Here is a 14,422-nt window from a genome sequence, read left to right as displayed (position 1 = left end):
GCAAGTGGCTCCGTTGACTTAACCCGAGCCGGCTCTCTAAGTCGGCCGTCTGCATCGAAATGGGGGAGGCAGCATGGGATCGTTGCGAGTCACTGGCCACGGCGTGGATCTCGGAGAGAGCCTGCGCGGCCGCGTCGAGGAGCGGATGTCCGCGATTCAGGCCAAATATCTCGACTCGCACATGCACGATTCCTGCAACGGCCATGTCACGCTCCGGCGTGACGGCACCGCCTTCCGGACGGATTGCGTGCTGCACCTCGTGTCCGGCCTCACGATCGAGGCGAACGGCTTCGCCCACGATGCCCGGGCGAGTTTCGAGCAGACCGCCGAGCGCCTGGAGACGCGGCTGCGCCGCTACAAGCACAAGCTCAAGCAGCACGCCACCGGACCGGGGGACGACGCGGCGATCGAGGCCGCCTATGCGGTGTTCGCCGCCCCGCCGGAGGAGGACGACGAGGACGCCGTCGAGGGTGACGCCCATCCGCCGATCGTCGCCGAAAGCACCAAGACCCTCCAGCGCCGCACCATCGGCGAGGCCGTGACGGCCCTGGACATGACGGGATCCCCGGTGGTCGTGTTCGTCCACGCTGGCACCGGACGCGTCAACGTCGTATATCGGCGCAGCGACGGAGCGATCGGCTGGGTGGACCCACCGAGCGCCGCCGAGTGACGCGATAGGTCGGGAGAAGCGGAGCCGGAACCGGCTGGTTTCCCCACCTATTGATCCAGCAGGGGCGCGGCCGGAACGGTCGACGACGCCCCTGCGACGAGGCCCGCTTCCTCGCGAACGGGTGACGGGGCAACGGTCGTTCGATGCCAGTTCTGGAATTTCTCGACCCCGAGTCGGTCGTGCCGGCCCTGCGCGCCCGCGCCAAGAAGCAGGTGCTGCAGGATCTCGCCGCGCAGGCGGCGCGGCGCCTGCCGGCGCTCGGCGAGCGGCCCGTCTTCGACACCCTTCTCCAGCGCGAGCGGCTCGGATCGACCGGCATCGGTGATGGGGTGGCGATTCCCCACGGCAAGCTGCCCGGACTCGATCGGCTCTTCGGGCTGTTCGCCCGATTCGACCGCCCGGTGGATTTCGACGCCCTCGACGGCCAGCCGGTGGATATCGCCTTTCTGCTCCTCGCGCCCGAAGGGGCAGGGGCCGATCACCTGAAGGCGCTCGCGCAGGTTGCCCGCATTCTCCGCGAGCCGGGCATGCTCACGCATATCCGCGCCGCTCGGGATGCCGGTGCCCTCTACGCCCTTCTGACGCGCTCGACGGCACCGCAGGCGGCCTGATGATGCCGATCTTTCGGACCACCGCCGCTCTGGCCTTCGCGGCCATCGCCTCGACCGCCGCCGCGGCGCAGGGAGAGACGACCTGCGCCCGCGATGTCCTGGTGGCGCAGTCCATGCAGCGCCAAGCCCTCGACCAGCTCGAGCAGGCCGACGGTGACGACGCCAAGAACTGCCGCATCTGGCGCCGTCACGTGGAGACGATGCGCCGCGTGGCGAGCGTGTACGGGCGCTGCCTGTCGGGCACCGAGCGCAGCGAGCGCCTCGCTCAGGTTCAGGGATCAGACCGGGAATTCTCGGCGGCCATCAAGGCACGCTGCAAGGGTCCGTAGACCGCTGCCGAGCGCCTGTGATCCGGACGGTCACGCGCGGTGATCCACGATGGCCTGGGGCCGAACTGTCGGCTCCGACGGGACGGCGCATCCGGGGGCGAGGTCAGTCCACGCCGCGCATCATCAGCGGCTCGGCCACCATCTTCACCGGCTTGCCCCGCCCGATAAGGATCGCGGCGCGCGAGCGCTCGGGGTCCGCCTCGAAGCGCGTACGGACCCAGCTGACCAGGAATTTCATATATTCGGAGGCCAGAAGGCGCGCGGCAGGCGGGTCGTGCCACCAGCGGTCGGCGTCGAATGCCTCCGTCACGACGGGATGCGGCAGGACGCGGTCGCTGTCCTGCAGTGCATGATCGAGTTCGATCAGCGTCCGCGGCATGTGATAATTCGAGGTGACGACCGCGACGGTGCTGAAGCGGTGCGCCCGCATCCAGCGCCGGGTTTCGATCGCGTTTCCGATCGTGTTGCGCGCCCGGTAGTCGAGATCGACACAGCAGGCGATCAGCGCGCGCTGGGTCGGGTTCAGGCGGGCGATCTCGTCGCGGCTGGTCCGTTCGTTGACGCCGGTGATGAGAAGCCGCCGGCCGTAGCCTCCGGCCAGCAGGTCGATCGCATCGCCGATCCGCTGCGCACCGCCGGTCAGCGCCACGATTCCGTCGGCCCGATCAGACGGCGCACGCTCGTGTCGCGCCAGCGCGCCGACGAAGATCAGGAATCCGGCAAACAGCGCCAGCGCGCCCAAACCCGCGCCGAAGCTGCAGGTCCACAGCGCGATCCGCCGCCGGCGGCGCGGGCGCACGACGGCGCGGGGCGGGTGATCCCACACGTGCCAAGCCCAGCCGACGGGGTCGGTAATGAGCGGATCCGATGCGCGCAGCATACGCGTGGTCATCCTCCGGAAGATCGGAGCCGATTGCGGCAACCCGGAGGCCGGCGCCGTCAGCCGTATCAACACCGCGATGATAAAGTTTCCAGATGGTAAACGTGCTATCGAGACTCCCTATTTCCACCTGAACGCGACGTCGCACGCCCTCACGCCAAGAACCGCCGGACGGTCACGCGCGAGACGATGCCGGTGACCAGAGACGCGATCACGCCGATCAGGAGCACGCTGGCATAGCCGCGCACGCCGATATGGAACGCGCCGAACAGAGCCTCGACCTCCTGGCCGGCCGGTCCAGACCGGGCGGCCCTGGCCAGGAAGCCGGCGATGACGAAGGCGACGAGAGCCAGTCCGGCCCCGATCGCGCCACCCCGCAGGCCCAGGCCGAAGAAGCGCCGCTGAAATGCCCGGGCGATGTAGTCGTCGTCGGCACCGACGAAGTGGAGAACCTCCACGACCTCGCGGTTGCTCGCCATGGCGCCGCGGGTCGCGAAGGTCACGGCGAGCCCGGTGGCGATCAGAACGAGCAGCACGAGTCCGATCCCGATCCCCACGAAGGCGTTGGCGGCGGTCGAGAGCCGCTGCAGCCAGAGGGCGTGGTCATCCAGGCTGGCCACACCCGGCAGAGCCTCGACGAGCCGAGTTCGCAGGCGCTTCAGATCCGCAACCTGGCCGCTCGCGAGCTTGAGGGCGATGAGCCGCGGGACCGGGAGGTCCGAGAGGTCGAGCCCGGTCCCGAGCCACGGCTCGAGGAGGCGCTCGGCCTCGGCCTTGCTGAAGACCCGCGTCTCCGCGATCCCCGGTTCGGCCTTGGCGATGCCGTCGGCGCGGGACACGTCGGCATCGACGTCGCGGCCGGGACCGGGCCGGACCTGGATGGTGACCTCTCGGGCCACATCGCCCTGCCATTGGGCGGCATTCGTCGCGACCATCTCGGCGGCCCCAGCGCAGAGCCCCGCCAGGAAGGTCAGGATCGCGATGACGGCCGCCAACGAGCGGCCGGCCGCGGTGTCGGTGGGGACCAGCGGCGCGTTGCGACGCAGGTTGGCCGGCATCGACGGGTCGGGCGGCACGGCCGATCCGCCGGGCTTCGTCCGCGGGATCGCCTGCGTGCTCATTCCTCGATCCGCAGCCGGCCTTCGCCCAGGACCATCCGGCGGGCGTCGACGGCGTCCATGATGCCGAAATCGTGGGTGGCGATGATGACCGAGGTCCCGAGCTTGTTCAGCTCGAGGAAGAGTCGAAGCAGCCGACGCCCGAGGCCCGGATCGACGTTGCCGGTGGGCTCGTCGGCGAGCAGCAGGTCGGGCCGCGCGATCAGCGCCCGGGCGATCGCGGCGCGCTGCTTCTCGCCGCCCGAGAGCAGCGGGGGAAGGGCGTGCATGCGCTCGCCGAGGCCGACCCAGCGCAGCAGCTCCACCACCTCGGCCCGATAACTGGCCTCGGCCCGGCCCTGGACGCGCAGGGGCAGGGCCACGTTCTCGTAGGTGGTGAGGTGGTCGAGGAGCCGGAAATCCTGGAACACCACGCCCATGCGCCGCCGGAGTCCGGTCAACGCCTTGGCTGAGATCCCGCTGACCTCCTCGCCGAAGATCGAGACGAGGCCGCGGGTCGGCCGCACCGAAAGCAGGATGAGGCGCAGCAGCGTCGTCTTCCCGGCTCCGGAGGGACCGGTGAGAAACTGGAAGGAGCGCGGCGCGATGCGGAAGCTCACGTCGGACAGCACTTCCGGCCCGAGCCCGTAGCGCATGCCGACATTCTCGAACTGCACCACCGGCCGCTCAGCGCCGGGCAGCAGGCTTTTCATGCTCGCCTGTAGGTTCAAGGCCGTGCCGTGTCTCGTCTGTCCATGCCTCGGGAATCGCCGGACGGGCGGGCGTTTTCAAGGCCTCCTGAGTTTCACCGCCGCTTAACCCTGTTCAGCGACACTTCCTCAAGCACTTTTAATTTCCGCCCCGGCTGCGGCCGATCGATGCGAGTATGCGGCGTATGCTGATCGCCTGCCCGAGCTGCGCGAGCGAATATCGCATCGATGCCAGCAAGGTCGGCATGGAGGGCCGCTCGGTCCGCTGTGCCGCCTGTCGCGAGACGTGGTTCATCACGCCGGCCGATGTTCTCGCCGGCCATGAGGCGGAACTCGCCGCGCGTGCCGAGGCCGATCCGCTCGCCGACGCCGCGTGGGAGGAGGCGACGGCCTCGGTTCGAACGGCGGCCGACGTCCAAGCTCCCACCGTCCCGCGAAAGGCCCGGCGTTCGAAATCCGCCGGGAAGGGCCGTCGCGCGATTCCAGGCCTGTCGCCGTCCCTGGCCTTCGGTCTGGTGCTCCTCGCTTCACTGCCGCTCGCCTGCCTCGCCCGGACGAGCGTGGTCAAAGCCGCGCCGCAGACCGCCTCCTTGTTCGCACGCGTCGGCCTGCCCGTGAACATCCGAGGCATCGAGATCCGCGACGTGGTGGCCTTCACCAACCCTGCCGAGGACGGCCATCCTGCGGAATTGGTGGTGGAAGGCGACCTCGTCGGCGTTGCCCGTAAGGACGCTGCGGTCGCGCCGCTGAGCGTTGAAATTCGCGACGCCGGTGGCCGGACGATCCGCACCTTCTCGGTTGCGCCGCCACGGGCGGTCCTCGCCGCAACCGAGACCGCCCGATTCCGTGCGAGCCTGTCGGCACCACCGTCCGATGGCCGCGCGATCCTGGTGCGTTTCGCCGATGCGTCGGGCGCCCGGCCGGACGCGCGGGTGGCAGCGTCCGAGCGTTGATCGCTCCCGGCGTCGCTCCGCGGCGAGACCATTCGGCTTATCGGCGTCATCTATTTAAGGTTGCGCCGCGACCTCAGATCTGCAATTTGCTTCGTTGAGGTTCCAACGCGCGAAGGCGCGCAGGCTGTTGTTGGCGCCCGGGGCAGACCCGCTTTGAGTGTCCGCGAGACGGTTCCCATCGTCATCCAGACGACCGACACGGTCGAGCAGAAGCGCGCCTTCGATTACTGGCGCAGCACAGCTTTGGCCCGGGTGGACGCGACGATGCTCGCGCCCGATGTGCCGTTCACGGCGGGCCGCAGGCTCGCGGTCTCCACGCACGGCGTGGTCCTGCACACCCTCAGCGGTCCGATCGGGGTCGAGCGCACGGCGCACCATGTGCGCCAGGACGGGCGCGACGACATCGCGATCGCGTTTCTCGTTCAGGGGGGCGGCTTCGTCGAGCAGGGTAACAGCGGCGCCCTGCTGAGCGCCGGCGACATCACGGTCCATGCCATGGATCAACCGTTCGCGATCGGCAGCCGCGACGCCTACGAGGAGATCCGCCTACAGGTGCCCCGTGCCGCCTTCCTGGCGCAAGTGGGCAACGTGCCGGCCTTTGTCGGGCGCAAGCTCCGGGCCACGCCGCTCAGCGGCCTGTTCGCGACCTATCTTCGGTCGTTCTCGGAGACGGTCGGCGGCATGACGGAGGCGGAGGCCGGCATCGCGCTGGAGGGCGTGTTGCATCTTCTGCGCGCGCTCGCCGACGGTCAGGGCGACCAGGGGGACAACGATCTCTCCGGCGAAGCCGTCCGGTCTCTGGCCCTCGCCCATATCGAGCGCCGGCTGCACGATCCCGCCTTCGGGCCCGAATCGCTTCCGGCCGCCCTGCGGGTCTCGCGCAGCCGGCTCTACGCGGCCTTCACGGGCGACGAGGGCGTGGCGGCAAAGATCCGCGACGCGCGTCTCGACCGCGCCTACCGGCGGCTGCGGTCGCGTACGAGCGGAACCCGGATCGGATCCGTGATGGCCAATTGCGGCTTCACCGATGCGGCCGCCTTCAGCCGCGCCTTCCGCCGCCGGTTCGGCATGGCCCCACGGGACGTCTTGGAAGGCCGTTTCTGAGGATATCAGATCCGGCTGCCCCGCGGATCCGCGACCGGCCGGCCGGAGGCCGCTGAACCCGCGATCCGCCGCGCGAAGCCCAGGAGGCCGAAACCGAGGCGGAGTGCGGCGATGCCGAGCCGCGCGATCCGGATCTGGCCGGGCAACTGCCGCGGACCGATCGGACGATAGGCGAGATGCGGGCTGAGCCGCTCAGCCTCGGCGATGGCCTGGCCAAGGGGGAGCGCAGCGATCCGCCGCGCTTCCACGGGGGCGATCCCGATGGCCCGCGCCCAGGCCTCGTTCCGGGCGAGCAGTCCGCGATCGTGCATCCGACGGAACCGCCGGCGCCAGGCGTAGCGCCGCACGGCGCGCGGGAAGGTCTCCATCCGGGCGTCGCAGAGCGCGTCGGGCTCCTCGCAACGGGAGCGGATCGTGTCGGCGACACCGCCCGGAGCCCGCCCGGCGAGTCGCGCCGAGATGGTCACGCACACATCGGTGGCGTGACGGACCCGCAAGCCGTGTTCGAGCAGGCGCGCGATGAAGGCACCGTCCTCCCCGAGGGGGATCTCGGGCATGCCGCCGACCGCAAGGTAGGCGCTCCGGGTCACCGCCAGGGTCGCCCCGATCGCTGTCCGATGACACGGCCAGGGATCGTGCGGGTCGGGGTCGATCCGCGCCTCGGCCTCGGTGATGAGGGCGTCGTAGAGATCCTCCAGGCGCCCGCGGGCAGGAAGCGAGGGCGGCAGCAGCGCCGCCTCAGCGGCATCGAGCTCGACCCGGCCGGCCACCGCGTCGGCCCCCGCCCGGATCGCCGCGCGATTGCGGGCGACCCAATTGGGCGGGACCCGGCTGTCGGCGTCGGTGGACAGGATGATCCCCGCATTCCCCGCATCACCCAGCCAGGCCGCGGCGGCATCCATGGCCCTGCGCCGGGCCCAGCCGGCATGGGCGCCGGAAAAGTTCTCGCTCAGCACCCGGACCCGGATCGACAGCGTCGGCACCAATGCCGACACGAGGGCCTCCGTACCGTCCGTGCAGTTGTTCAGGAACAGCACCAGCCCGAGGCGGCCGGGTTCCAGACCCTCCTGGGCGTCGATCGCCTTCAGGCAGGCGGCGATCCGCTCCTCCTCGTTTCGCACGGGTACGGCCACGATCGCATCGGGACACGGATCGTCTGACAGGAGGGCGCTCGACACCGGTGAAGTTCTCCGCCGGACCCGTCGCGCGGGCCCGCATCGGGCTTATGTCGGAGCTTCCCTGAACGGGACCGGACAGGCCGGCCTCGCAGGACGCGGCCGATCAGAGGGTCTTCTCCACGAGGCCCTCGATCCATTCCGGCTGAGTCTCGCCGACCGAGCGTCCGACCTCGGTCGCTCCCTTGTAGGCGATCAGCGTGCTCTGCATCCGGACGTTCAGGCGCCTCAGCAGATCCTTCTGGCTGTCGAAGTCGATGTCGAAGATCTGGAGGTCCTTGAAGCGCGACTCGGCCGCGAGCTTCGCGAGGATTGGCTTCTGCGTGCGGCAGATCGGGCACCAGGGGGCGCTGACCGCGACCAGGACCGGCTTTCCGGCTTTCTGCGCAGCCTCGAAGGCCGCATCCGAGAACGGGAGCGTCTCGGCCGCCATGGCCGGGGCCGGCATTCCGAGCAGGATGGGGGAGGTGAGGGCGAGGCCGGCCAGCGCGAGGACGTGACGGCGGTTCTTCATGGCGTGCTTTCCTCCCGGCCTGCTGATGGACCGGATTGCGGTGTTTGAGGAATGCTACGCCGCGCGCCCGGGCGCGTCGCGAGATCCTGGGCGGCCCGAAGATCGAAAGCGCCCGCGCACGATCACATTGTCGAGACGCCGGTCGACGGCGCTCCGGACGACCGGTCTTCCTCGGCCAGCGCCGCGATGTCGTCGGCATCCACCGCGTCGATGGGGCGCCGGATCCGCAACGCCCGCGTGGGCACGCCGGCGCGCATCACCAGCACGATGGTCTCCATGTCGGGACAGCCTGGATCGGTGCAGGCGATCTCGTTCACCGCCAGGGTATCGTCCTCCCCGAGGCGCAGGGCCAACCGCAGGTCCTGCTTCAGGCGCGACGCGATCTCGGCACGCTCTGCCGAGCGGGCGCGCCACGCCTTGAGGCTTACAAAGGCCATGCGCGATGCTCGTCGTCCTGCACTGGAAGCCCCGGCATTCGCCGCCGTCCGGGGGGATCGTCGATCCCTCTGGATTTTCCGATGTAATAGTGTTGCATGCTCGGGAGGTGGTCAAGCGTGGTGCGGGGCGGCCCGAAACAACCGTCGCGTTCGGCCGTCATACCGAAGGGCGGTCCTGGAGACACAGTCTCTGGCCGCCTTGGACTCGACAGCGGCGCTGGGGTCCTGTGAGGTGCAACAGGCGCGCGAAGGATGATGAGATCTTGCGACCCTGGCGGGACGGGCCGGACGACCGGCGCAGCTACCATCACGGCAATCTGAAGGAGGCCCTCCTGGAGGCCGCGCGCCGGTTCATCGCCGAGCGCGGGATTGGCGGCTTCACCCTGGTGGAAGCCGCGCGCCTCGTCGGCGTCACCCCGGCCGCGCTGTATCGCCATTTCCGGGGCCGGGAGGCGCTTCTGGAGGAGCTGGCCGGGCGCGGTTTCGCGGAACTCGCCGCCCGTCTGGCGCGGGCCCTGACGTCGCGCGGGACGCCGTTGGAGCGGTTCACGCGGATGGGTGAGACCTATCTCGCCTTCGCCGAGGAAGAGCCGGCCTACTATGCGGCGATCTTCGAGACGCGCGGCTTCCCCACCGGTGGCGCCGACCTCGACACGGCGGCGAGCGATGCCGTAGCGTCGCGGCCGAGCCCTTTCGATCTCTTGGTCGAGGCGCTGCAGGCGACATTCTCGGACGGATTCGGGGGCGTGGCACCCCGCTTCATCGCCCTGGAGGTGTGGGCCTTGGCCCACGGCCTCGCGACCCTGTCGGCCGCCGGACATCTGCCGCGCGGACCGGGATTTCCGGACAAGTACGAGTTGCTGCGGGCCGGGGTCCTGGCGCTCGTTCACGGAGCCTCCCGACAGACCGAGCGCGAGGGCGGTCTCGGACGACCTTGAAAGGCACCTCCGGGACCCGCATGTTAACCGCGTTCACATGAACAGCGGAGCACAGCCGTGACCTCTCAAACCTCTTCACCCTGGGCGACCGGCAAGCTCTGCCGGACTGGCCCGTTCCCGCGCCGGTCGCTGGAGATTGGCGCAATCGTCGTCGGTTTCATCTACTGGTGGCCGGTCGGCCTCGCGTTGGTGGCCTGGAAGCTTGCAGGTTATCCGGCCTTCGCTGAAATGCGCGACGCGGCGCGGCGCGCGGCTTCCGAGTTCGAGGGGGGACGCCCCGCCTCGCGCTTCGCCCGGGCGTTCGAGGCCGCCAACCGACGCGACAGCAGCGGCAATGCCGCCTTCGACGCGTACCGTCGCACCGAGCTCGACCGTCTGGAGGCGCAGCGGCGTGCCCTCGAGGAAGAGAGCCGCGCCTTCTCCGAGTTCGTGGAGGAGCTGAAGCGCGCCCGGGATCGTGAGCAGTTCGATGCCTTCATGGCCAAGCGCCGGGCCGAGGGCGGGGATCGCTCCGTCTGATCCTGCATCTGTGGGCGTCCGGGCTCAGGGGCCCGGACGCGCCGTCCCGGTGGTTCAAGCGCCGGCGTGACGCCTATCCGACGATTCAGGCCGCGCGGACGGTTTCCAGGAACCGTGCCACCTCGGCGTTCAGGTGCTCGGATCGCTCCGAGAGCCGCGACGCTTCGACCAGAACCTGACCGGCCGCCGCGCCGGTCTTTTCGGCTGCATCGGCGACGCTGACGATGTTGCTGGTCACCTCGCTCGTGCCGGCCGCGGCTTGGCCGACGTTGCGAACGATCTCGTGGGTGGCGGCGCCCTGCTCCTCCACCGCGGCGGCGATCGAGGTCGCGACTCCGTTGATCTCGCGGATCCGCGCCGTGATGGCGCCGATGGCCGATACGGCCTCCCCCGTCGAAGCCTGCACCCGCGTGATCTGACTCGAAATCTCCTCCGTGGCGCGGGCGGTCTGCTCGGCCAGTGCCTTGACCTCCGTGGCGACGACTGCGAAGCCGCGTCCGGCGACACCCGCCCGAGCCGCCTCGATCGTGGCGTTCAACGCCAGAAGGTTCGTTTGGCCGGCGATGGTCGAGATCAAACCGACGATGTCGCCGATCCGCGACACGGCCTCGCTCAACTTCTGGACAAGCGCACCGGTCTGATCCGCCTCGTCCACGGCACCCCGCGCCAAGTTGGCCGAGCCATCGACCTGCCGGCCGATCTCCTGCACGGAGGTGCCGAGTTCCTCGGCGGCCGCCGCGACGGTGCTGACGTTGCTCGCCGCCTGCTCGGCCGCCGCAGCGACCGTCGTGGATTGCTCGGCGGTCACCGCCGCAGTGGCCGTCATCGACCGGGCCGTGGTCTGCAGCCCGATGGCCGAGGCCGAGACCTCCGCGATGATTCCACCGACGGTCTCCGCGAAGCGATCGGCAAGCTGGCGCATCCCGAGCCTGCGCTGGGCCTCCGCATGCTGTCGCGCTGCCTCCGCTTCGGCCTCGAGCTGATGGGTGCGGAGCAGATTGTCCTTGAACACTTGGACCGCCGCCGCCATGGCGCCGATCTCGTCGCGCCGGTGCTTGAACGGGATGTCCGCGCGAGCGTCGCCCTCGGCCAATTTGGTCATCGCACCCGTCATCGCGGCGATCGGGCGCGAAACATGACGCAGGCCGAAGATCGCCGCGCCCAGAGCCGACACAAGGGCAAGGGCGATTCCTACATATGCGGCCACCGACGCAGTGTTGACCCTGGCTATCGCGGTATCGGCGTTCCGGGCCGCGGCCTCCTCGTCATGGGCCACCAGACGCGCGAGGGCCGCACGGGCGGTATCGTACATTCCGACGACGTCGGGGTTCACCAGGAGGGCGCGGGCCTCCCGTTCCTGGCCCGATTCGAGCAAGCGAAGCGCCTCGTGATCCGCTTGCTCGAATCGGCTCCATGAGGCCGTGAAGGCATCGTAGAGCTTCCGTTCCTCAGCCGTGCTGATCAGGGGCTCGTAGGCGCGACGGGCTCGCAACAACTGGGCGTGCGTCTCCGCGAGGTTGGCCGCGTTGGTCATCCGATGCTGAGGCGTGTCCGACAGCAGGATGAGGCGGTATTGCTTGATGCGCACCTCGGATGCCGCCATCTCGATGGCGCCCACTTTCTCAAGCGAGGGGATCCAGTTTTTAGCAAGGGTCGTCGCCGCTTCACCGATGTCGCTGAGCTGATGCAGGGACAGGCCACCCTGAGCCGCCGATATTAATGCGAGCCCTCCGAAGAGGATTCCAAGCATTGCTGTGATTGACGTGGTCAGACGCATAAACGGGGCCGATCGGATCGGAGGATCGAAGGGTCGCATCGGAAGCAAGGATGCTCGTGATCCGATTTAGAGCTTTAATGAATCTGAGCAAGTCACGGCGATGGCGTGCAATCTGAAACAAAACTCCGCAATATGGCACAAGATATTATTTTACTATTGTCGCATGTATTGTAAATGTAGCTATTTTACTATTATAGAGTGGATTACAATCCGCTGACGTATTGATATAAAAATGAATGACCATGATAAAAGATCTGTTATGAGGGCCGGCGGCCGCGATTTTTAAGCCCCATGATCCGCGGCTTTCAACCCGGCACTCGTTGGATAGGCATTCCGCGGCTCGCCTGAGTGTTCCGATCGCCGCGGCGACCGGTCGCCCGCGCCGAACTTGTCTTTGCGCCGCGCGCTCCGCAGTGCCTCCGAGCGTCCTCGACACATGGGCCGTCGCCGGGCCGCAGCGTCGAGTTGCGCCTCGGCGCGAGCTCCGGCATTGATCCTCCCTTACTATTGGAGGGGGGGCGAATGCCGACGGGTCGGGTCACCGTGGTCGATCACCCGCTTGTGCAACACAAGCTGACGCATCTTCGTGACAAGAACCGCTCGACCAAGGGCTTCCGTCAGATCCTGAACGAAATCGGCATGCTCCTCGCCTACGAGGTGACGCGCGACCTGCCGCTGGAACCGGTGACGATCGAGACGCCGCTCCAGCCGATGGAGGGGCGGCAGATCCAGGGCAAGAAGCTGGTCCTGGCGCCGATCCTGCGGGCCGGGGTCGGCTTCCTCGATGGTATGCTGTCGCTGGTTCCGTCGGCCCGCGTCGCCCATATCGGGCTGTACCGGGATCCCGAGACGCTGGAGGCGGTCGAATACTACTTCAAGGCGCCGTCCGATCTCGCCGACAGGACCGTTCTGGTCCTCGATCCGATGTTGGCGACGGCCAATTCGGCCATCGCGGCCCTCGACCGGCTCAAGGCGCGTGGTGCCTCCGATCTGCGCTTCGTCTGCCTGCTGGCGGCTCCGGAGGGCCTCGCCAAGTTCCAGGCCGCCCATCCCGACGTGCCGGTCTGGACCGCGGCGATCGACAGCCATCTGAACGACCATGGCTATATCGTCCCCGGCCTCGGCGATGCCGGCGACCGGATGTACGGCACCCGGTAGGATCCAAACTCAGCCGTCGTCGCGGTCGGATCGCGATTTCAGATGTGCGCGCGGCAGACGGATCATCTGTCACGGCTTTCCGTATCTGCACATTGTATTCACGCGCCTGAATAGAGCACAATCCTGCCTCGGATCCGATGCGGCGCTAAAAGCCGCACGGGCCGCAGGAGGAAGCCCATGCCGATGGAACGCAGCGTTTCGAGTCGTGTCCTGGCCCTGCTCGCAGTGGCCGGAGTGCTGGGGTCGACGCAGGCACGCGCCGCCGACCCGATCCGGATCGGGGTCATCGCCGAGGCGCAGTCGGTCGTCGGCGCCTCGATCCCGCAGGCCGTCCAGCTCGCCGCCGACGAGATCAACGCCAACGGCGGGATCGACGGGCGCCAGATCCAGATCGTCAGTTACGACGACAAGTCCTCCGCCTCCGACGCGGTCCGGGCCTTCCAGCGGGCGGTCTCCGAGGACAAGGTCAACCTCGTCATCGCCAGCTACATCTCCGAGGTGGTGCTGGCACTGATGCCCTGGGCGGCGCGGCTCAAGACGCCGATGATCACGCCCGGTGCCGCCTCCAACGAGATCAGCCTCGCGGTCCACAAGGACTACGCGCGCAACAAGTACACCTTCCACGGGTACCTCACCTCGGCGGCCCTGGCGCAGTCGATCTGCGATTCCACGAAAGACATGCTGATCGATCTGATGAAGGTGAAGACGGCCGCGATCATGAGCGAGGACGCGGCTTGGACCCGTCCCCTCGATGTCGGTTACGAGAAGTGCCTGCCCGAGATCGGTGTGAAGGTCGTCGACCATATCCGCTTCTCGCCGGACACGGGGGACTTCACGCCGATCTACAACAAGATCGAGGCGGCCAAGCCCGACCTGATCGTCACCGGCATCTCGCATGTCGGCGTGCAGCCGACCGTGCAGTGGCAGAACCAGCAGGTTCCCCTCGCCATGACGGGGATGAACTCGCAGGCGACCTCCTCGACCTTCTGGGCGAACACCAACGGCGCCACGCAGGGCGTGATCTTCCAGAGCATCGCGGTGCCGGGCGCGGCGATCACCGACAAGTCGCTCGCCTTCAGCGACGCGTTCAAGAAGCGCTTCGGCAGCGATCCGTCCTACGCAGGCTACATGGCCTACGATCAGGTCTACTACGCGGCGGATGCGGTGAAGCGCGCCGGCTCGACCGAGGCCGACAAGCTCGTCGAGGCCCTGGAGAAGACCGACTGGGTCGGCACCGTGGGGCGGACGCAGTTCTACGGCAAGGACGACCCGTTCACGCACTCGATCAAATACGGTCCCGGCTTCGTCACCGGACTGATGGCGCAGTGGCAGGACGGCAAGCAGGTCGCGGTCTGGCCGAAGAGCCTGGCGCAGGGCGCGATCGTCTTGCCGGCGGCGGTCAAGGCGGCCGCCCGCTAGCTTGCCGTTCGGACCGGCAACGGATGCGTGCGGCGCCTTCGGCTTGCCAAGCGCGCCCGTTGCCGCAAGTAGAGCCGTACCGCGTCGGCGTGAGCGCGGCTGAGATCACGTGCGCGCAAAGGATTATCGTT

16 protein-coding genes are annotated in these 14,422 nt (G+C 68.4%); 9 read left to right on the top strand and 7 right to left on the bottom strand.

Translation table 11 applies throughout. From position 1 onward, the window contains the following. Window positions 1-73 precede the first annotated feature (73 nt). The 3 genes from P9K36_RS16450 to P9K36_RS16440 all read left to right on the top strand — a co-directional run bounded on the left by P9K36_RS16450 (window position 74) and on the right by P9K36_RS16440 (window position 1,610). Entirely contained in the window at window positions 74-670 is a 597-nt protein-coding gene (locus tag P9K36_RS16450; RefSeq protein WP_043380150.1) for an HPF/RaiA family ribosome-associated protein, read from the top strand. Between the two features lie 143 nt (window positions 671-813). Beyond that, window positions 814-1,281, top strand: a complete 468-nt coding sequence (ptsN, locus tag P9K36_RS16445) for a PTS IIA-like nitrogen regulatory protein PtsN (protein WP_043351295.1) — start codon at window positions 814-816, stop codon at window positions 1,279-1,281. A gap of 2 nt (window positions 1,282-1,283) precedes the next feature. Beyond that, window positions 1,284-1,610 carry a hypothetical protein gene (locus P9K36_RS16440; RefSeq protein ID WP_043351297.1) on the top strand — a complete coding sequence of 109 codons (327 nt, stop codon included), beginning with the start codon at window positions 1,284-1,286 and terminating at the stop codon, window positions 1,608-1,610. 103 nt (window positions 1,611-1,713) lie between these two features. On the opposite strand, the gene P9K36_RS16435 is transcribed toward P9K36_RS16440, so the two are convergent. The 3 genes from P9K36_RS16435 to ftsE form a co-directional block, all read right to left on the bottom strand. Continuing rightward, window positions 1,714-2,490, bottom strand: a complete 777-nt coding sequence (locus P9K36_RS16435) for a YdcF family protein (RefSeq protein WP_278307292.1) — start codon at window positions 2,488-2,490, stop codon at window positions 1,714-1,716. 152 nt (window positions 2,491-2,642) lie between these two features. Next, entirely contained in the window at window positions 2,643-3,611 is a 969-nt protein-coding gene (locus P9K36_RS16430) for an ABC transporter permease (protein WP_278305523.1), read from the bottom strand. Further along, window positions 3,608-4,300 carry a cell division ATP-binding protein FtsE gene (gene ftsE, locus P9K36_RS16425; RefSeq protein WP_043380143.1) on the bottom strand — a complete coding sequence of 231 codons (693 nt, stop codon included), beginning with the start codon at window positions 4,298-4,300 and terminating at the stop codon, window positions 3,608-3,610. The genes P9K36_RS16430 and ftsE overlap by 4 nt, the downstream gene beginning before the upstream one ends. Before the next feature lie 182 nt (window positions 4,301-4,482). Here ftsE and P9K36_RS16420 point away from each other — a divergent pair, with 182 nt between their 5' ends. Both P9K36_RS16420 and P9K36_RS16415 read left to right on the top strand, forming a co-directional pair. Then, window positions 4,483-5,250 (top strand): zinc-ribbon domain-containing protein, encoded by a 768-nt coding sequence (locus tag P9K36_RS16420; RefSeq protein ID WP_278307291.1) that lies wholly within the window; start codon window positions 4,483-4,485, stop codon window positions 5,248-5,250. Between the two features lie 153 nt (window positions 5,251-5,403). Continuing rightward, complete coding sequence (locus P9K36_RS16415) at window positions 5,404-6,354, top strand: helix-turn-helix domain-containing protein (protein WP_043380137.1); 951 nt, start codon at window positions 5,404-5,406, stop codon at window positions 6,352-6,354. Window positions 6,355-6,359: 5 nt separating this feature from the next. Here the strand turns inward: P9K36_RS16415 and P9K36_RS16410 are convergent, their stop codons facing one another. The 3 genes from P9K36_RS16410 to P9K36_RS16400 all read right to left on the bottom strand — a co-directional run bounded on the left by P9K36_RS16410 (window position 6,360) and on the right by P9K36_RS16400 (window position 8,480). Beyond that, the gene (locus tag P9K36_RS16410; protein ID WP_081948580.1) at window positions 6,360-7,532 is read right to left on the bottom strand and encodes a glycosyltransferase; all 1,173 of its coding nucleotides are present in this window, start codon (window positions 7,530-7,532) and stop codon (window positions 6,360-6,362) included. Between the two features lie 103 nt (window positions 7,533-7,635). Then, window positions 7,636-8,043 (bottom strand): thioredoxin family protein, encoded by a 408-nt coding sequence (locus P9K36_RS16405; protein WP_043380135.1) that lies wholly within the window; start codon window positions 8,041-8,043, stop codon window positions 7,636-7,638. 122 nt (window positions 8,044-8,165) lie between these two features. Further along, window positions 8,166-8,480, bottom strand: a complete 315-nt coding sequence (locus tag P9K36_RS16400; protein WP_278305522.1) for a hypothetical protein — start codon at window positions 8,478-8,480, stop codon at window positions 8,166-8,168. Between the two features lie 263 nt (window positions 8,481-8,743). Here P9K36_RS16400 and P9K36_RS16395 point away from each other — a divergent pair, with 263 nt between their 5' ends. Together P9K36_RS16395 and P9K36_RS16390 are read left to right on the top strand one after the other, a co-directional pair. Continuing rightward, on the top strand, window positions 8,744-9,418 hold the full coding sequence (locus P9K36_RS16395; RefSeq protein WP_043380129.1) for a TetR/AcrR family transcriptional regulator: 675 nt from the start codon (window positions 8,744-8,746) through the stop codon (window positions 9,416-9,418). Between the two features lie 57 nt (window positions 9,419-9,475). After that, the gene (locus P9K36_RS16390; RefSeq protein ID WP_043351315.1) at window positions 9,476-9,937 is read left to right on the top strand and encodes a DUF2852 domain-containing protein; all 462 of its coding nucleotides are present in this window, start codon (window positions 9,476-9,478) and stop codon (window positions 9,935-9,937) included. Window positions 9,938-10,022: 85 nt separating this feature from the next. Here the strand turns inward: P9K36_RS16390 and P9K36_RS16385 are convergent, their stop codons facing one another. Beyond that, the gene (locus P9K36_RS16385) at window positions 10,023-11,714 is read right to left on the bottom strand and encodes a methyl-accepting chemotaxis protein (protein ID WP_278305521.1); all 1,692 of its coding nucleotides are present in this window, start codon (window positions 11,712-11,714) and stop codon (window positions 10,023-10,025) included. Between the two features lie 522 nt (window positions 11,715-12,236). Between P9K36_RS16385 and upp the strand changes: the two genes are divergently transcribed. After that, a complete protein-coding gene (gene upp / locus P9K36_RS16380) occupies window positions 12,237-12,872 on the top strand; it encodes a uracil phosphoribosyltransferase (protein ID WP_043351319.1) in 636 nt (211 codons plus the stop codon). A gap of 177 nt (window positions 12,873-13,049) precedes the next feature. Continuing rightward, window positions 13,050-14,291 carry an ABC transporter substrate-binding protein gene (locus P9K36_RS16375; RefSeq protein ID WP_278305520.1) on the top strand — a complete coding sequence of 414 codons (1,242 nt, stop codon included), beginning with the start codon at window positions 13,050-13,052 and terminating at the stop codon, window positions 14,289-14,291. Window positions 14,292-14,422: the final 131 nt, after the last annotated feature.

The sequence above is a fragment of the Methylobacterium sp. 391_Methyba4 genome (assembly GCF_029691625.1).
Lineage (GTDB): Bacteria > Pseudomonadota > Alphaproteobacteria > Rhizobiales > Beijerinckiaceae > Methylobacterium > Methylobacterium fujisawaense.
This window is presented reverse-complemented; position numbering and strand designations above follow the sequence as displayed.